The following is a 17,903-nucleotide window of genomic DNA, read 5'->3' as shown; positions in this document are numbered from 1 at the left end:
AAGTAATGGATTCATGGTGCCCAGCCGCACGGCTGTGCTACAAACGAGTTCTCGGCCCTTGATGCATTACCTCAGATTATGAATCTACTTGGCAAAACCTTACCGCCCCTCGCCAGCCTGTTGCCGTTTGAAGCCGCTGCGCGCCTGGAAAGTTTTTCCAAGGCGGCCGATGAACTGCACATCACCCAGGCGGCTGTCAGCCGGCAGATTCGCGGGCTGGAAGATAACCTGGGGGTGAAACTCTTTAGTCGGCGCAACCGTGCGGTGTTCCTGACGCAAGAGGGGCGTGAATTGGGGCGGGTGGTCAGTGCCGCGTTGCAAAGCATCAGTGATGGCGCGGCTCAGCTACGCGCGGCGCCGCTACGCAATCGGGTGGTGCTGTTGTGCCAGTTGTGCGAGGCGTTCTATTGGTTGATGCCGCGCCTGTCGACGTTCCATCAGCAATATCCGCAGGTCGAGATCCAGGTGGTGACCTGTACGCGGCCCATCACGCAATTCGAGGGCCACTTCGATGTAGCCCTGCAAAGTACCCGGCGCGCCAGTGGTGCCCATACGCTGATGTTTACCGCTTCTGATGAAGTGTTTCCGGTGTGCAGTCCCGCCTACCTGTGCCCGCAGCAGCCGTTAGCGCTCGCTGAGTTACAGCCTTGCACCTTTTTGCACCATAGCTCTGAACCTCCGCACTTGATGGAGTGGGATGAGTGGCTGCAGGTGTTTGGGCGGGTGTTGGCCAAAGATGCGCGCAGTGCCACCTTCGACAGCTACCCGCTGATGTTGCAGGCGGCGGTGGAAGGGCACGGTGTTGCCATGGGCTGGCGTCGCACCGCCAGCAGGCTGATTGACAGTGGGGCACTGGTGCGCCCCTGTGCTGAAAGCGTGTTTCTGCCGGAGGCTATTTCGGTGTACAGGCAGCATGGGGCAAGCAGTCGGGAGGAGGTGGCTGCGTTGCTGGCCTGGCTTGAAGCGCAATTGCAGAAGGACGACTGACAGGGGCGTCGCCGCCCCTGTCACCCCCGGTTATTTATTACGGGTGACGCGCCAAAGGGTATTGGCCAGGTCGTCGGCAATGATCAGTGCGCCTTTGGGGTCCACCGTCACGCCCACCGGGCGCCCACGGGTCTTGCCATCGTCACCCCGAAAGCCGGTGGCGAAGTCGATGGGTTCGCCAGCGGGCTTGCCATTGCTGAACGGCACGAAGATCACCTTGTAGCCCACCGGATTGTCGCGGTTCCAGCTGCCGTGTTCGCCGACAAACACGCCGTCGGCAAATTTTTCACCCATGGCTGGGATGGAGAAATCCACACCCAGTGCAGCCACGTGGGAACCCAGGCTGTAATCGGGCTTGATCGCCGAGGCTACTTTGGCTGGGTTCTGCGGTTGTGCCCGTGGGTCGACGTTCTGGCCCCAGTAGCTGTAGGGCCAACCGTAGAAGGCACCTTCGCGCACTGACGTCAGGTAGTCCGGCACCAGGTCGGGGCCGAGTTCATCGCGTTCGTTGACCACCGTCCACAGTTGCCCGGAGCCCGGTTGGATGGTCAGCGCCGTGGGGTTGCGTAGCCCGGTAGCGTAGGGTTTGTGCGCGCCAGTGGCCGCGTCGATCTGCCAGACCATGGCGCGGTCGATCTCCACTTCCATGCCGCGCTCGGTGATGTTGCTGTTGGAGCCGATGCCCACATACAGCTGGCGCCCGTTATCACTGACCGCCAAGGACTTGGTCCAGTGGTGATTGATCTGCGCCGGCAGGTCGGTGACTTTGACCGGCGGCGCACTGGCCTTGGTCTGGCCGTCGGCGTAATCGAAACGCACCAGCGCGTCCTGGTTGGCCACATAGAGTTTGCCGTCGGCGTATGCCAAACCATAGGGGGCGTTGAGGTTGTCGGCGAACACGGTCTTGAGTTCATAGGTGCCGTCGCCGTCGGCATCGCGCAGCAGGGTAATGCGGTTGCCGCCTTTGACCTTGGTGTTGCCCTGAGCCTTGATCACGCTGGCAATCACGTCCTTGGGCTTGAGCTTGGCCGCACTGCCGCCACGGCCTTCGGCTACGAGGATGTCGCCGTTGGGCAACACCAGGGTTTGGCGGGGGATTGCCAGGTCGGTGGCGATGGCGGTCACGCTGTAGCCTTCGGGCACCTTGGGCTTTTGTTCGCCCCAAGGCGTGGGCTCGGCGATTTTCATGCTCGGCAGCAGGCTGCTTTGTTGTTCGGGCAGCTTGGGATCGGGGCCGCGGGCCTGGGTCTTGTCACCTTCGCCGCCACAGGCACTCAGCAACAGGGCAGCGCTGAGCACGGTCAATGTGTTGAGTGGTTTCATCGGGCAGCTCCTGAGCGCAGGTTGGTCAAGCCGATCCAGGTGGCGATGATCGCCAGGGCGGTGACAATCGCCGACAGCACCAGGCCGGTGGGCATCATGGCGTACGCGTCCTTGGCGTGTTGGAAGGCATTGATCAGCCCGAGTACCCAAGTAGCCAACAACAGCAGGAAATACGCCACGGGGCGCCCGCCCTTGTGTTCGGCACGCACCAGATTGACCAACGCAAACAACAGGGCAAAACCACAGAACACCAGCGCCCCGGCGATCAGCCAGGAGGCGAAGTTGGCCCATTGGATCTGGTAACTCTGGCCGTAGGCGATATCACTGAGCAAGGCGCCGAGAAACAACGGCACAGTGCCGGCCAGTAAGGTCCCATGCAGCGGGCCAGGTCTGACGACGGGGTAGGTGGGTAGGGTAGTCATGTCGGTGGCGGCTCCTTATCGTTCTGCACCCTGGACTCAAGGTGCGCTGACTTCGCATAGGAAAGGAGCCTGTCATTTGTCAGAAAGTTCATTGAGAGGTGGAGATGTTTCCTGGCAGATGTAGCTGGATGTGTTTACGACGCCAGCTCCATGACTCATCCTGCTTGGCCCCAACAAGGAATCGTTTTATGCCAACCCTGCATCTGTTGTGCGGCAAGATCGCCTCTGGCAAGTCCACGCTCGCCAAAACCCTGGCTGCCGAGCACGCGGCCATTGTGCTCAGCGAAGACCACTGGCTGGCCACTCTCTACCCCGGTGAGATCCAGAGCATTGCCGACTACCTGCGTTGTGCCCAGCGGGTTCGCGGCGTGCTTGAGCCGCTGGTGATCGAGCTGCTGGCGTCCGGTGTCAACGTGGTGCTGGATTTTCCCGCCAACACCCTCGCCAATCGCCAATGGTTGCTAGGCCTGGCCCAGGCGGCCGAGGTGCCGCACTGCCTGCATTATCTGGAACTGGACGATGCCACCTGCCGCGCCCGCCTGCATGAGCGTAACGCCCGGGGTGAGCATGATTTTGCCGCGACCGACGCCGAGTTCGACCTGATCACTCGCCACTTCTGCGTGCCGAGTGAAGAAGAAGGGCTGGTGATTGAGGTGCACCGCCCGTGACCTCGCAAAAACCTGCAGGCATCAATGCCGACGGCTATATCCTCACCGTCGCCGATGCGTCTATACAATCCGAGTTCCAGCCCCTGCTGGCGGACATCTGCGTCACCCTGTCCCAGCCTGCGCTGGGGCTGCACGGGATTTACCTGTATGGCAGCATTGCACGGGGCGAGAGCGAGGCCGGAGTTTCCGACCTTGACCTTTCACTGATACTGGTCGAACCACCGGATGCGCCCGTGCTTGAACAATTGGAGTCCGCCCGACTCGCCTTGGAGCAACGGCATCCCCAAGTCACCAAGATCGACTTTGACATCGGCCACCGCGCCCAGGTGTTGGCGCCCGAGAACCGAAACAGTTGGGGCTTCTGGCTTAAACATCATTGCCGCTGTATCTGGGGCGAAGACCTGTCACTGCATTTCGAACCGTTTCGCCCGTCCCGCTCAATCGCCCTGGCGGTCAACGGCGATTTTGAACAGGCGCTTACGGCGTACCTGGTGCGCATCGAACAGGCCGGCACTGAACACACACGGCTTGGCCTGCAGCGGGAAGCATCGCGGGCCTTGATCCGCGCTACCCACACCTTGCGAGCGCAAGACGCGCAAAGCTGGCCGCAAACCCTGGAAGACTACGTCGGGCTGTTCGTTCAGCATTACCCGAACATGCGCGTGCAAATCGCCTACTTCCTGTTTGAGGCACGTAACCCGAGCGCCGAGGGCGAGGCATTCACTACACGGCTACGGGCGTTTTTGAGCTGGATGGTTTCGGCACTTATAGAAAGGAATCAATCAGATGCGTGAACGCAAAACCGAACGATTGCTGGTTATAAACCTTGCACAGCAAGTGCTGCTGTTTCGCTTCGTACACAAAGACAGCACCTTGGCCGGCCAGGATTACTGGGCCACGCCGGGCGGCGGTTTTAAGGCCGTCACGGGAGCAAGCGGATGTATTGATCCAAGCACCACAACGTGCTTGCCCTGAGACACATCCATCTTCCTTGTCAGTGACTGGCCAGGATTCCCCCGGTGTTGAGCACCCTGGCATAGTCCATCGCCAAGTTACTCAGCGACAACGCATGCACGTCTTCGGCGAGCCACAGCCGTCCCGACAAGTCGGTTTGATCGAAGGTAAAACACGCATCTGCTGCCACGATCACGTCAAATCCCAGGTTGCCGCCCGAGCGGGCGGTGGATTCCACGGAGTTGTTGGTGATGACGCCAACGATCACCAACTGGTGGATCGAGCGCAGGTGCAGCCAGCGCTCCAGGCCCGTGGCGCTGAATGCATCCGGTACGTTTTTTTCCACCACATGCTCGTGGGCCAGGGGGTGCAACGCATCCTGGAACTCACAGCCGGGCTGGCCTGGCCGAAACACCGAAGCGTCAGAGCGGGAGATATGCCGCACATGGATGATCGGGCGTTGCGCCTGTCGCCAGGCATTGAGCAACTGTTGTATGCGCAGTTCGGCGTCTGGGTTGTTGCGGCGGCCAAGGGCGGGATCGGCCATGCCTTTCTGCATATCAATGATCACCAGTGCAGCGTTCGTCGCTATCGGTTCCATGGCCTGTCCTTGTAGGGATGAGTATCGCGATTCAAGTGTGGGTCGGTTGGACGTTACCACCGATCGGCAACCCACACGCAAAACCCTGAGACTTCCCGGCGAAACGCTTCATAATGGCCGCCAATTTGTTTAGCTCGTTATTCTGGTGTGCCCGCATGGAAATTAAGGTCAACTTTCTCGACAACCTTCGGCTTGAAGCCAAGTTCGATGACTTCACGGTCATTGCCGACCAGCCCATCCGCTACAAGGGCGACGGGTCGGCACCGGGGCCATTCGATTACTTCCTGGCTTCGTCGGCGTTGTGTGCGGCGTACTTTGTGAAGTTGTACTGCCAGACGCGCAATATTCCCACCGAGAATATTCGCCTGTCGCAGAACAACATCGTCGACCCGGAAAACCGCTACAACCAGATTTTCAAGATCCAGGTCGAGCTGCCGGCGGACATCTCGGACAAGGACCGACAGGGCATCCTGCGTTCCATCGACCGTTGCACCGTGAAGAAAGTGGTGCAGGCCGGGCCGCAGTTCGTGATTGAGCAGGTGGAAAATCTCGACGCCGACGCGCAGGCGTTGTTGATGCCCAATTCCACGTCCGACGCGGGCACCTACATTGCTGGCAAGGACCTGCCGCTGGAGCAGACCATCGCCAACATGTCCGGCATCCTCGCCGGGCTGGGCATGAAGATCGAGATCGCCTCGTGGCGCAATATCGTGCCCAACGTCTGGTCGTTGCATGTGCGCGATGCGCATTCGCCGATGTGCTTTACCAACGGCAAGGGCGCGACGAAGGAGGGCGCACTGGCGTCGGCGCTGGGCGAGTTTATCGAGCGGCTCAACTGCAACTTCTTCTACAACGACCAGTTCTGGGGCGAAGAGCTGGCCAATGCACCGTTCGTGCATTATCCGGATGAGCGCTGGTTTCAGCCGGGCCCGGACGATGAGCTGCCGAGTGAAATCCTCGATGCCTACTGCCTGAAGATCTACAACCGCGAGGGCGAGTTGCGCGGTTCGCACCTGTTTGACACCAACTCCGGCAACGAAGCCCGTGGCATTGTCTCGCTGCCGTTCGTGCGCCAGTCCGATGGTGAAGTGGTGTATTTCCCTTCCAACCTGATCGAAAACCTCTACCTGAGCAACGGCATGAGTGCCGGCAACACCCTGGCCGAAGCCCAGGTGCAGTGCCTGTCGGAGATTTTCGAGCGGGCGGTGAAGCGCGAAATCATCGAAGGCGAATTCGCCCTGCCGGACGTACCCGCCGAGGTGTTGGCCAAATACCCTGGCATCCTCGCCGGTATTGAGGGGCTGGAGGCCCAGGGTTTCCCGGTGCTGGTCAAGGATGCATCCCTGGGCGGTGAATTCCCGGTGATGTGCGTGACCTTGATGAACCCGCGCACCGGTGGCGTGTTTGCCTCCTTCGGTGCGCACCCGAGCCTGGAAGTGGCGCTGGAACGCAGCCTCACCGAGCTGCTGCAAGGCCGCAGCTTCGAAGGTTTGAACGACCTGCCGCAGCCGACCTTCGAAGGCCAGGCGGTGACCGAGCCGAACAATTTCGTCGAGCACTTTATCGACTCCAGCGGCGTGGTGTCGTGGCGCTTCTTCAGCGACCAGTCAGATTACGAGTTCGTCGAGTGGGACTTCTCAGGCCACGGCGAAGACTCCAACGCCCAGGAGGCCGCGACGCTGTTCGGCATCCTCGAAGGCATGGGCAAGGAGTGCTACATGGCGGTGTACGAACACCTGGGCGCCACCGCCTGCCGCATCCTGGTGCCGGACTATTCGGAAATCTACCCGGTGGACGACCTGATCTGGGATAACACCAACAAGGCGCTGTTCTTCCGCGAAGACATCCTCAACCTGCATCGCCTCAACGAGGACGAGCTGCAAGCCTTGGTCGAACGCCTGATTGAAAGCGAGCTGGACGACTACACCGACATCACCACCCTGATCGGCATCGAGTTCGACGACAACACCGCGTGGGGCCAATTGACCATCCTTGAGCTGAAGCTTTTGATATTCCTGGCCCTCAAGCAGTATGAAGAAGCCAAGGAATGCGTGGAGATGTTCCTGCAGTACAACGACAACACCGTCGAGCGCGGCCTGTTTTACCAGGCGATGAACGCGGTGCTGGAGATGGAGCTGGATGACGACCTGGAACTGGCCGACTACGAGGCCAATTTCCGGCGCATGTTCGGCAATGAGCGTATGGATGCGGTGATCGGCTCGGTGGACGGCAGTGTGCGCTTTTACGGGCTGACGCCGACCAGCATGAAGCTCGAAGGGCTGGACCGGCATCTACGCTTGATCGACAGCTACAAGAAGCTGCATACGGCGCGGGCTAACATCACCCAAGGCTGATTACGCAGTTGATTTAATGTGGGAGGGGGCTTGCTCCCGATAGCGGTGTATCAGTCAACAAATACATTGACTGACACCCTACTATCGGGAGCAAGCCCCCTCCCACATTTTGCTCGATGTTTGACGTTAAATGTGTGCCAAGGCTTGGGCTAAGTCCGCTCGCAGATCCTCCACATCCTCAACCCCCACCGACAACCGCACCAACCCATCACCAATCCCCAACTGCGCCCGCGTGGCCGCCGGGATGCTCGCGTGCGTCATGATCGCCGGGTGTTCGATCAGGCTTTCCACGCCCCCCAGGCTCTCGGCCAGGGCGAAGATGCTGACGTTCTCCAGAAAGCGCCTGGCACCGGCCAGGTCACTGTTCAAATCCACCGAAATCATCCCGCCAAAACCGCGCATTTGCTGCTTGGCCAGCGCGTGCTGTGGGTGGGATTTCAGGCCGGGGTAATACACCCGCGCCACTTGCGGTTGCTGTTCCAGCCAGGTGGCCAGCTCCAGGGCATTGCTGCAATGGCGCTCCATGCGCAGCGCCAGGGTTTTCACACCGCGCAGGGTCAGGAACGCATCGAACGGCCCGGCAATGGCACCGACCGAGTTTTGCAGGAAGCCCAGGCGTTCGGCCAGGTCCGGATTGTCACCGACAACGGCGATACCGCCGATCACATCGGAATGCCCGTTCAGATACTTGGTAGTGGAGTGCACCACGATATCGAAACCCAGTTCCAGTGGCCGCTGGATCCACGGGCTGGCGAAGGTGTTGTCGGCCACGCAGATAATTCCGCGGGCACGGCAGATGCGTGCGACGGCGCGCAGGTCGGTGAGGCTCAGCAGCGGGTTGCTCGGGGTCTCGACCCAGACCATGCGCGTGTCGTCCTGCAACGACGCTTCAAAGGCCGATAAGTCGCTCAGGTCGACATAGCTGAAACGGTGCCCAGCGCTGCGCTGGCGCACCTTGTCGAACAGCCGGAAGGTGCCGCCATACAGGTCATTGCCCGAAACGATATGCGCACCGGCATCGAGCAATTCGAGCACGGTGGAAATCGCCGCCAGCCCCGAGGCAAATGCAAACGCCTGGCTGCCGCCTTCAAGGTCGGCCACGCAGCGCTCCAGGGCAAAACGCGTGGGGTTGTGGGAGCGGCCGTAGTCGAAGCCCTTGTGCACACCGGGGCTGTCTTGCAGGTAAGTGGAGTTGGCGTAGATCGGCGGCATCAGCGCGCCCGTGGTCGGGTCGGGTGACTGCCCGGCGTGGATCACACGGGTGGCAAACGCGCTTTTATCGGGCTGACTCATGCAAGGGATCTCCGTAGGTGATTAAGCAGGTCGACGCGGGTGATCAGGCCATGGAAGCCCGAGGCGTCGGCAATAATGGCAACCAGGCCGCGATCCAGCTCCGCCTGCAACTCGGCCAGGCTGGCGCTGGGGGGCAGGGTGTGCAAGGTGTCGGTCATGGCGCTGGCGACGGTCATGGAAAAGTCCGCCGCGTCATGGTGCAGGCCCAGCAGAATGTCCGATTCGTCGATCACGCCCGCCAATTGTTGGCCGTCTACCAGCACCGGCAGTTGCGACACATCCGCCAGGCGCATGCGTTGGAACGCGGTGAGCAGGGTGTCGTCGGGGCTCACGCTGATCACGCGGCCGTCTTCGAAGCGGCGGGCGATCAGGTCGCGCAGGTCGCCGTAGTGTTTGTACTGCAGCAGGCCGGCGTCGTTCATCCATTGGTCGTTGTAAACCTTGGACAGATAACGCGTGCCGGTGTCGCACACAAAGGTCACCACGCGCTTGGGTTCGGTTTGCTCGCGGCAGTAGCGCAAGGCAGCGGCGAGCAGGGTGCCGGTGGACGAGCCGCCGAGAATGCCTTCGGCCTTGAGCAATTGGCGGGCGTGATCGAAGCTTTCTTCATCGCTGATGGAATAGGCATGGCGCACGCTGGACAGGTCGGCAATCGATGGGATGAAGTCTTCGCCGATGCCTTCCACGGCCCAGGAGCCAGGCGTTTCAAGTTGCCGGCTGCGGCTGTATTCGGCCATGACTGAACCCACCGGATCGGCCAATACCATCGTGAGATCGGGCTGCACACGCTTGAAAAAACGCGTCAAGCCGGTGAGGGTGCCGGCCGAGCCGACGCCGACCACGATCGCGTCGACATCATGTTGGGTCTGCGCCCAGATCTCCGGCGCGGTGCTGGTTTCGTGGGCCAGCGGGTTGGCCGGATTGTTGAACTGATCAGCAAAGAACGAGCCCGGAATATCCTTGGCCAGGCGTGCCGCTACGTCCTGGTAATACTCCGGGTGGCCCTTGCCCACATCGGAGCGGGTGATGTGCACCTCGGCGCCCATGGCCTTCAAGTGCAGGACTTTTTCCGTGGACATCTTGTCGGGCACCACCAACACCACCCGGTAACCCTTGGCCCGGCCGACCAGCGCCAGGCCCAGGCCGGTATTACCGGCGGTGGCTTCGATGATGGTACCGCCAGGACGCAAGCGCCCATCACGCTCGGCGGCGTCAATCATGGCCAGGCCGATGCGATCCTTGATGGAGCCGCCAGGGTTTTGCGATTCAAGCTTTAGAAACAGCGTGCAAGGGCCGGTATCGAACCGGCTGACCTTGACCAGCGGTGTGTTACCGATCAGTTCAAGTACGGCAGGACGGGAAAGGGTAGGCATGTCGTCACCTGGTTACGGGATGGGCACAGGGTGGGGGACAGCAAATCACAGCATGGCTTGAAACATAGGCCGGTATCGCCCGGGTCGCAACCGGGCGTCCGTTGTTTGACTTTTTTTGGCGCATGGGGGAGGGCGCGCAATTCAGGATTGCGCTGAAGATCAAAGGTGGGAGTTGGCTTGTCGGATTGCCGACCCATACCTACCTGACGCCACGCGATCCAAATGTGGGAGCTGGCTTGCCTGCGATGGCGGCGGTGCTGTCGGCATTTATGTTGCCTGACTCACCGCCATCGCGGCCTCGCTAAGGCTCGAGCGCTCCCACAGTTCAGTTCCCGGCAATGGCAGCTTTGATGGTAGCGATGTCGATCTTGGTCATTTTCATCATCGCCTCAAACGCACGCTTGGCCACGACAGGATCTTTACTGGTGACCGCATCGACCAACACCCGTGGCGAAATCTGCCACGACAACCCCCACTTGTCCTTGCACCAACCGCAAGCACTTGCCTGCCCACCATTGTCGATGATGGCATGCCACAAGCGATCGGTTTCTTCCTGGTCATCCGTAGACACCTGAAAGGAAAACGCCTCACTGTGCTTGAACATCGGGCCGCCATTGAGGCCAACGCAGGGGATACCCAGCACGGTGAATTCCACGGTCAGCTCATCGCCCTGTTTACCCGCCGGGTAGTCGCCAGGCGCATAGTGCACGGCCTTCACTTCGCTGTCGGGGAAGGTCTTGGCGTAGAAGGTCGCGGCCTCCAGCGCATCGTTGTTGTACCAGAGGCAGATCGTATTTTTGTTGTTCATCGCAAGGCTCCTCGGGTTGGAAGGTGCGTGAAGTCTAGACGATAACCGCGGGCGTTCTACCCCGTTCAGAACCGCTCATCCAGGATCGCCGGTAAGGTGATGTCCTTGACGAAACTGGCCGGGGACAAGTTCAGCGTCATGCGCACCACTTGCACCACGTCATGCACAGGAATCGACTGGCCCTGATCGCGTTGCGCTGCCACTGCGAGGGGTGTGCTCAACGGGTCTTCGGTGTTCAGGTAACCCAGGTTCAGGCAGGTCACGCCCAGGCGCTGATGCCGATAGCCTTCACGCAAGGCATCGGCAATCCCGCGCAACGCAAACTTGGAGGCACCGAAGGCCACCTCCGGGCGGCCACTTTGCGGCAGGCCGGAGGTCGAGCCAGTCAGGATGATCCGTGGGTTGGCACTGTCGAGCAGCACCGGCAGCAGGCGTTTGATCAGCAACAAGGTAGCGGTGATGTTGCACGTGACAATGGCTTCGAGCTGCTCATCACCGTCGGCCAAAAAGTTGTACGCCGGGTCGAAGGCAAATTCTTCCCAGATACCCAGGTTGTAGATCAAGGTATCCAACCCGCTCTCGGCCACCGCGGCCTCAATGGCCTGGGCAGCTTTGGCGGGTTCGGCCAGGTTGGCTTCGATCCAGCGCACCTGCACATCAGCCTTGTGGTTGAGCTGTTCAGGACGGCTGCGGGATACACCGATCAGCGTATCCCCGGGTTCGCCCAACCCCTCGATCAGGGCCTTGCCCAGGCCTTTGCTGGCGCCCACTACCATGGTTTTCATTACGCGTCTCCTTGACTGAAGCGCGTAGTTATAAAGCAGTTGGGTGGGGCTTTCCAGGGTGGTGTTCAGGCTTGCACGGCTTCCCGGCAAGTGCGTAAACCCGCACGCCGCGAGCGCCAGGCCAAACCCAGCACCATCATCAAGCCCAGGCCCGCCATGATTGCACCGGCCAGGGAAATAGCCGGGTAGCCCAACCCTGCGTTGATCACCGCGCCACCCAGCGCCGCACCAATCGCATTGCCAAAATTGAACGCGCCGATGTTCATCGCCGACGCCAGGTTAGGCGCATCCTTGGCGGCCTCCATCACACGCATCTGCAACGGCGGTACCAGCGCAAAACTCGCGGCACCCCATAGCAGGATCGACACGGCGGCAGGCAGCGGCCATTGCATCAGTACCGAGAAGGCCAGCAGCACGGCAATCAACACCACCAGCGAGGTGATCAAGGTACGGTCCACCGAGCGGTCGGCCGACTTGCCGCCCCACACGTTGCCCAGGGTCAGCCCGATACCGAACAGCACAAGCATCCCGGTGACGAAGTTGGTCGAGGCGTGGGTGACGTTGCGCAGAATCGGCGCGATGTAAGTGAACACCGTGAACATCGCGCTGGAGCCCACCACCGTCAGCGCCAACGCGGCCAGCACCGGCCCGCGGCCCAACACGCGGATTTCCGCCATCAGGCTGCCGCCTTTAGGCGCGGGTGCATTCGGCAACGCCCACCACAGCGCCGCCATTACCACCGCACCGAGGCCGCTGATACCCCAGAACGCCGTGCGCCAACCAAAGTTCTCGCCAAACCAGGTCGCCAGCGGCACGCCGCCGATGGTCGCCAAGGTCAGCCCGAGAAACATCGCCGCGACCGCTCCCGCGCGTTTCTCCGGCGCTACCACGCTGGCTGCCACAATCGAACCAATGCCGAAAAACGCCCCGTGGTTCAGCGACGTCACCAGCCTTGCGATCATCAAGGTCTGATAGTTGGTGGCCAGCGCCGACAATAAATTGCCCAAGGTAAAAATCGCCATCAGCCCGATCAGCAAATAACGACGCGGCACTCTCGCCGTGGCAAGGGTCATGATCGGCGCGCCGATCAGCACGCCCATGGCATAGGCACTCACCAGCAGCCCGGCGGCTGGAATGGATACGCCAAGATCGGCGGCAATACCGGGCAACATGCCCATGGGCGCAAACTCCGTGACCCCGATGCCGAAGGCACCGATGGACAAGGCTACAAGGGGTGGATTGATACGCATGGTTGACTCCTCATCTGTGTGCCGAATGCTACAATCCAGCCTTTTCAAGCAGTAGCCCTTGCTCGGGAACTACAGCTTTGCGCAGGAGGCACAAATGGACATCGGCGGTCGGTCAGGAGAGATGGAAGTGTTCGCCATGGTCGCCGAGCACGGCAGCCTGTCGGGCGCGGCGCGAGCCCTGGGGCTGACGCCATCGTCCATCAGCCGCATCATCACCCGCACCGAAAAGCGCATCGGCACCCGACTGCTGCTGCGCACTACCCGCGCCATCACCTTCACCGCCGAAGGCGAAGCCTACCTGCGCGGCGCCCGGCGCATCCTCGCAGACATGGCCGAAGTCGAAGACGCCATCACCGACCAGGGCACCCCACGCGGCCGCCTGCGAGTCAGCGCCGCGCTGGCCCATGGCCGCATGACCATCGTCCCGCTGATCGCCGCCTTCAGCGCCCGCTATCCCGCCATCGTCGTCGACCTGATGCTCGGCGATGAAGTCGTGGACATCCTCGGCGGCCAGGCCGACGTCGCCATCCGCTTCGGCCCCCTCGCCGACAGCCCGCTGACTGCCCGCCATATCGGCTCCACCGGACAGGTGATCGTCGCCTCACCGGGCTACCTGGCAAGGCATGGCACCCCGGTGACGCCGCAGGATCTACTCCAGCACAACTGCCTGCGCTTCAACTTTCGCCGAGCGACGCCGGATTGGCCGTTCAGGGTGGATGGGCTGGAGTTTTCGTTGAAGGTGGCGGGGACGATTGAGGGCAACAGTGGCGAGGCATTGGCACAGTTGGCGAAGCTGGGGGCAGGAATTGCGCGGATTGGGGCGTTTAGTGTGGTGGAGGAGGTGAAGCGGGGGGAGTTGGTGGTGTTGCTGGAGGACTTTAACCCGGGGGATGTGGAGCCGATTCATGCGGTGTTTGTGGGGGGAGGGGCGATGCCGGCGCGGGTGAGGGCGTTTGTGGATTTTTTGGTGGAGCGGCATGGGGTTTGATGGAGGGTGACGAATCCCTGCAAATAGCAGTTATTCGTTTTTGCCTAAAAAATCAGGGTAATTTTAATTGGAACATGAAAAAAAACACTTGCAATGATACGGTCATGACCTCTTCGAGACTATCGGGTATTGCTATGCCTACTATCCAGTCCATGCGTTTACCAATACCTGCGAACTGGCAGGATTTCGAAACGATCGTCAGAGACGCTCAGGCGCTACGCTGGTGCAGCGTAAACTTGCAGAAAAACGGTCGGCCCGGCCAGGCTCAAAATGGAGTAGACATCTATGGCGCAGACAATATTGGGCGGCCGGTAGGGGTTCAATGTAAATGTTATAGGGAGCAGTTGAAACTTACAGATGTCACGTCTGAGATTACAAATGCCGAGGGATTTGGGGGGCGATTGACAGCGCTGTTTATCGCGACCGCAACCGATCACGATGCAGTCCTCCAGCAACAAGTGCGAGACATATCTGACGCCAGAGTGGCTCAAGGACTGTTTGCGGTATCTGTCATTTATTGGGACGAAATTGTGGCTAGCCTACTACTGAATCCTCAGGTGTTTAAAAACCACTATCCACAGATATCATTACCATCTGTAAAGGTGTCTGACCCAGACCGAATGATCGCTGCATTGGAAATTGGCTATCACGGCGGTGAACTGTGGGAGGGTGTAGAGCTCATTCATGGTAGTGTTGGCAACATGGTTAACCAAGATCCCGATGAATTAACTACAGTCATTCAGGGGCTAGAGCGCCGTACCCAACAGATATTTCCACCAAAAGACAGCAGCATAATACTTGAGTCACTTGCGCTCGTTAGAAAAGTTTGCCTTTCTGAAAAAAATACTCCTGCTGACTGGAAAACAGTCAAGCTTCACGCTGATCGAGTATCGACGCGTTTCCACAAAGCCGGCTCATGGCTAACGAATGAAGAAGCCCTAGTGCTCGATATGGGGCTCCGCCTCGGAAACATCTATTATAAAAGTATTGAAATCCCTTCAGTTAAAGTCAGAAAGGCAATGAAGTCTCAGATGCAGGTAATACTAGGGGATGAAATTTTTTCAGCGATTGATGATGAATTTGAGGCGGCAGGATCATTGTCAGATGGTTTTAGGTGGGCGATGCGGATGTACACTCTGTTAAATAGGGGGATTCGCTATCGGTTGTGAGTTCAACTGGATAAGTTTATTTTTAACTTGTGGGGTTTTTGGCTTGAGTGTTTGAGCTAAGCTAACAAGCCGTGGCAAAGTTATCTGTGAAGTTCAATTCCGGAGGGCGTGCGCGCTTTGTTAGGCAAAATGATCAAACTTGCAACTGGCTCTTCGAGGTGTGGTAAATGACTTTATGTATAAGGTAATTTAGGAGTTTGTTTTGTCCAAGGTCAGGTGTAAAGAGCTAGAACAGGATGTGGGGTTGGGCGCTTTTGGAGCAAGATGCCTAGATGATATGGTCTGGAAACTCGCGTGGGAGATACGCAACCTTGAACGAGAGGAAAATTCCACTACCGGACCCTATCAAAATGAAAAAGAAGCAGAGTTTGCTGCTTTTAATTGTGCGATTTCTGCCTGGCATATCTTAGATTGGGTATGGAGGACATGCAATCAAGAGCAGAAGGCAAAAATTAGCCCTGACGGCACATTCAAAAGTTTTAAGACTGCCATGGCGGCGGAATGCCGAAGCTTATTGATTTGCCAAACCTTGTGCAACTCTACAAAGCACGCCTCTCCAGGGCGAGATCTTCGCCTTCGCTGTTTATGTCGTTTTGTTTTAGTTGATCCCGATTCAAATAAAATGAAATTTAACTTGATTGTCGAAGCCGGCGGCGAAGAGCACTTGGCTCTAGATGTATTCAAACAAGTTGGGCGGTTTTTGTTTGAGAAATTAATTGCCTGGAATCTTTTTGAGGTTTTTGATGAGGATGATCATCTCTTTAAGTAATTGGAAGCTACAGTAGCGTGACGCCTACTCTGTTGTAGCGAAAAAAGAGACCGTTTATTTTTTCAGATAAATATAACCATACCTTTTTTCGGCCCAGTTATTTTTACCTGACAGAGACTTAATTTATCGGTTTGTGCCAAAGTTTTCTCAGAATCTACCCGCTTTGTGTAGCTTTTTCAGCTTGCTGAAACGTTTCATCGAGTTTATAAAACGCCTACAACTCCAAAAAAAGGCGTAGCCATGACCCCGCTCAAACTCCTCATCGCCCTCAGCACACTCTCCGTCACCTCCCACGCCATGGCCTGGGATTACGTCCTGCTCGACACCGACAAAGCCGCCCAGAACTGGCAGATCACCAGCCAGCAACTCGGCATAACAACCGACAAACCCTTCAGCGTTACCCTGCGCACCTTGCACGGCGGTCGGCAGGAGGGGGTCAGCATCGTTGATATCGATAACGGCACGATGAAGCTTTCGGTGGTGCCGACTCGCGGTATGAACGTGTTGCAGGCTTCGGTCGGCGATGTGCGCATGGGTTGGGATTCGCCGGTCAAGGAAGTGGTCAATCCGTCGTTCATCGAGCTCAATGGCCGCGGTGGGTTGGGCTGGCTGGAAGGCTTCAACGAGCTGGTCACCCGCTGCGGCTACGAGTGGGTCGGCCACCCTGGCATCGACAACGGCGAACTGCTGACCCTGCACGGGCGGGCCGCCAATATTCCTGCGAATAAAGTCACGCTGCATATCAATGAAAAACCACCGTATGCCATCACCGTGCGCGGTGAGCTGAAAGAGCAGGCGTTCAAGAAGGTCGACTTCTCTGTCGCGACCGAACTGGTCACCCAACCTGGCAGTGTGGTGTTTGCCCTCAACGACACCCTGACCAACAACGGCGACTATCCGAAGGAATACCAGGCGCTGTATCACAGTAACTTCAGCACCCCGTTCCTGGAGCAGGGCGCGCGGTTTGTCGCGCCGGTGAAGCAGGTGTCGCCGTTCAACGACAAGGCCAAGGGCGAATTGGCCGACTGGCAAACCTATCGTGCACCGACCAAAGACTATGACGAAACGGTCTACAACGTGGTGCCGTATGCCGATGCCAAGGGCGATACCTTGACCGTGCTGCATAACAAGGCCGGCAGCCTGGGCGTTTCGGTCGGCTTCAATACGCAGACACTGCCGGTGTTTTCCCTCTGGAAAAACACCGACACCCAAGGCCAGGGCTATGTCACGGGGCTGGAGCCGGGGACGAGTTTTTCCTACAACCGTCGTTATCAGCGGCCACTGAATCTGGTGCCGACAATCGGGCCGAAGGAACACAAGCAGTTCCGCATCAGCTATAGCCTGTTGGCGGACAAGGCCGCTGTTGATAAGGCTTTGAAGCAGGTCAGCGAAATTCAGGATGGGCGTGAGACTGAGGTGCGGCAGACGCCGTTGGTTGATTTGACCAAGGAATGACGTCGCCTGGTGCATCATTGCGATGTTATTGATGTTGAGCACCCACGCTTAGGCGGGGTGCGACAACATTAACGACGGAGTGAAGCCGTCAGCCGATGATCAATCTGGCGTTGTCTGGCCAATCGAACGTCCAATGCTTGCAAGAAAAATCCGGGTATCCCGATTGGACCGCAGATGAACCACACGGCAGGCGGGTGGGGCAGCCGCCACGAGTTGTTGCATCTTTACTCGCGCTGATTCTTTGGTCTGCCACATGAATCTAAAAAACTCCGGCAGGTTCGCCAGTCGCTCGGGACAGTTCTCCGGCAAGTCAGGTCGAGTCTGACCGCGTCTGAGCAGCGTCCTCAGCAGCACGCGCCAGAATCGGAGCGTCGCCGAACGGTCAATCCATATCAACAGATCTGCGCGAGCCAGCCGGTTGTCCCAAGTGGTTGAATGGCCACCTTCGAATATCCAGCGTTCACGGGCCTCGACCTCCAGGCAAAGCTGGGTCTTCGCGTCGCGACTGCGTTCGATCCACCCTGGCTGCCAGTGGATAGTGTCGATATGAACGACCGGCAAATCCGTGCACTGACCAAGCTTGCGCGCCAAGGTGCTTTTGCCTGACCCAGGTTGACCCACAATCATCACCCGTCGCATCGAAGCACCTTCTCGCTGTGTACGCTGATTTTTTGGGGGGGCGATTCTACGGCAATGCCTGTCTG

The 17,903-nt window shown here is 58.9% G+C and carries 17 protein-coding genes and 1 pseudogene; 9 read left to right on the top strand and 9 right to left on the bottom strand.

Translation table 11 applies throughout. The features are described 5' to 3' along the window. Window positions 1-78: 78 nt before the first annotated feature. Window positions 79-987 carry a LysR substrate-binding domain-containing protein gene (locus QMK52_RS22295; RefSeq protein WP_005787953.1) on the top strand — a complete coding sequence of 303 codons (909 nt, stop codon included), beginning with the start codon at window positions 79-81 and terminating at the stop codon, window positions 985-987. A gap of 30 nt (window positions 988-1,017) precedes the next feature. Here QMK52_RS22295 and QMK52_RS22290 read toward each other — a convergent pair whose 3' ends face one another. Together QMK52_RS22290 and QMK52_RS22285 are read right to left on the bottom strand one after the other, a co-directional pair. After that, window positions 1,018-2,310, bottom strand: a complete 1,293-nt coding sequence (locus tag QMK52_RS22290; RefSeq protein WP_320403431.1) for a sorbosone dehydrogenase family protein — start codon at window positions 2,308-2,310, stop codon at window positions 1,018-1,020. Further along, entirely contained in the window at window positions 2,307-2,732 is a 426-nt protein-coding gene (locus QMK52_RS22285; RefSeq protein ID WP_005787957.1) for a DUF2231 domain-containing protein, read from the bottom strand. The genes QMK52_RS22290 and QMK52_RS22285 overlap by 4 nt, the downstream gene beginning before the upstream one ends. 188 nt (window positions 2,733-2,920) lie before the next feature. Here QMK52_RS22285 and QMK52_RS22280 point away from each other — a divergent pair, with 188 nt between their 5' ends. The 3 genes and pseudogenes from QMK52_RS22280 to QMK52_RS22270 all read left to right on the top strand — a co-directional run. Then, complete coding sequence (locus tag QMK52_RS22280) at window positions 2,921-3,400, top strand: AAA family ATPase (protein WP_005787958.1); 480 nt, start codon at window positions 2,921-2,923, stop codon at window positions 3,398-3,400. Continuing rightward, window positions 3,397-4,194: a nucleotidyltransferase domain-containing protein gene (locus tag QMK52_RS22275; RefSeq protein ID WP_320403430.1), complete on the top strand. Its 798-nt coding sequence runs from the start codon at window positions 3,397-3,399 to the stop codon at window positions 4,192-4,194. The genes QMK52_RS22280 and QMK52_RS22275 overlap by 4 nt, the downstream gene beginning before the upstream one ends. Then, window positions 4,187-4,318, top strand: a pseudogene (locus QMK52_RS22270) (DNA mismatch repair protein MutT); the annotation flags it as partial. The gene QMK52_RS22275 and the pseudogene QMK52_RS22270, both read left to right, overlap by 8 nt. Window positions 4,319-4,394: 76 nt before the next feature. Here the strand turns inward: QMK52_RS22270 and QMK52_RS22265 are convergent. Then, window positions 4,395-4,955 carry a cysteine hydrolase family protein gene (locus QMK52_RS22265; RefSeq protein WP_005787964.1) on the bottom strand — a complete coding sequence of 187 codons (561 nt, stop codon included), beginning with the start codon at window positions 4,953-4,955 and terminating at the stop codon, window positions 4,395-4,397. A 155-nt stretch (window positions 4,956-5,110) separates the two neighbouring features. Between QMK52_RS22265 and QMK52_RS22260 the strand changes: the two genes are divergently transcribed. Next, entirely contained in the window at window positions 5,111-7,309 is a 2,199-nt protein-coding gene (locus QMK52_RS22260) for an OsmC domain/YcaO domain-containing protein (protein WP_005787966.1), read from the top strand. A gap of 126 nt (window positions 7,310-7,435) precedes the next feature. On the opposite strand, the gene QMK52_RS22255 is transcribed toward QMK52_RS22260, so the two are convergent. The 5 genes from QMK52_RS22255 to QMK52_RS22235 all read right to left on the bottom strand — a co-directional run bounded on the left by QMK52_RS22255 (window position 7,436) and on the right by QMK52_RS22235 (window position 12,818). Beyond that, complete coding sequence (locus QMK52_RS22255) at window positions 7,436-8,602, bottom strand: cystathionine gamma-synthase (RefSeq protein WP_005787968.1); 1,167 nt, start codon at window positions 8,600-8,602, stop codon at window positions 7,436-7,438. Beyond that, window positions 8,599-9,975, bottom strand: coding sequence for a pyridoxal-phosphate dependent enzyme (locus QMK52_RS22250; RefSeq protein ID WP_005787970.1), 1,377 nt, complete (start codon window positions 9,973-9,975; stop codon window positions 8,599-8,601). Before QMK52_RS22250 ends, QMK52_RS22255 begins: the two co-directional genes overlap by 4 nt. 325 nt (window positions 9,976-10,300) lie before the next feature. Further along, window positions 10,301-10,783, bottom strand: coding sequence for a VOC family protein (locus QMK52_RS22245; RefSeq protein ID WP_320403429.1), 483 nt, complete (start codon window positions 10,781-10,783; stop codon window positions 10,301-10,303). Window positions 10,784-10,848: 65 nt separating this feature from the next. Next, complete coding sequence (locus QMK52_RS22240; RefSeq protein WP_005787976.1) at window positions 10,849-11,568, bottom strand: SDR family NAD(P)-dependent oxidoreductase; 720 nt, start codon at window positions 11,566-11,568, stop codon at window positions 10,849-10,851. Between the two features lie 65 nt (window positions 11,569-11,633). Continuing rightward, window positions 11,634-12,818, bottom strand: a complete 1,185-nt coding sequence (locus QMK52_RS22235; RefSeq protein ID WP_320403428.1) for an MFS transporter — start codon at window positions 12,816-12,818, stop codon at window positions 11,634-11,636. A gap of 94 nt (window positions 12,819-12,912) precedes the next feature. Here QMK52_RS22235 and QMK52_RS22230 point away from each other — a divergent pair, with 94 nt between their 5' ends. The 4 genes from QMK52_RS22230 to QMK52_RS22215 all read left to right on the top strand — a co-directional run bounded on the left by QMK52_RS22230 (window position 12,913) and on the right by QMK52_RS22215 (window position 17,199). Beyond that, window positions 12,913-13,806 (top strand): LysR family transcriptional regulator, encoded by an 894-nt coding sequence (locus tag QMK52_RS22230; protein WP_320403427.1) that lies wholly within the window; start codon window positions 12,913-12,915, stop codon window positions 13,804-13,806. Continuing rightward, a complete protein-coding gene (locus QMK52_RS22225; protein ID WP_320403426.1) occupies window positions 13,806-14,975 on the top strand; it encodes a hypothetical protein in 1,170 nt (389 codons plus the stop codon). Before QMK52_RS22230 ends, QMK52_RS22225 begins: the two co-directional genes overlap by 1 nt. Before the next feature lie 202 nt (window positions 14,976-15,177). Then, window positions 15,178-15,744: a hypothetical protein gene (locus QMK52_RS22220; protein WP_320403425.1), complete on the top strand. Its 567-nt coding sequence runs from the start codon at window positions 15,178-15,180 to the stop codon at window positions 15,742-15,744. A 240-nt stretch (window positions 15,745-15,984) separates the two neighbouring features. Next, window positions 15,985-17,199 carry an aldose 1-epimerase family protein gene (locus QMK52_RS22215; protein ID WP_320403424.1) on the top strand — a complete coding sequence of 405 codons (1,215 nt, stop codon included), beginning with the start codon at window positions 15,985-15,987 and terminating at the stop codon, window positions 17,197-17,199. Between the two features lie 99 nt (window positions 17,200-17,298). Here the strand turns inward: QMK52_RS22215 and QMK52_RS22210 are convergent, their stop codons facing one another. After that, window positions 17,299-17,838: an AAA family ATPase gene (locus tag QMK52_RS22210; protein ID WP_320403423.1), complete on the bottom strand. Its 540-nt coding sequence runs from the start codon at window positions 17,836-17,838 to the stop codon at window positions 17,299-17,301. Window positions 17,839-17,903 lie beyond the last annotated feature (65 nt).

Origin of the sequence: Pseudomonas sp. P9_2, from assembly GCF_034008255.1 — a bacterium.
GTDB lineage: Bacteria > Pseudomonadota > Gammaproteobacteria > Pseudomonadales > Pseudomonadaceae > Aquipseudomonas > Aquipseudomonas synxantha_A.
The sequence above is the reverse complement of the archived record's forward strand: the minus strand, read 5'-3'. Positions and strand labels throughout refer to the sequence as shown.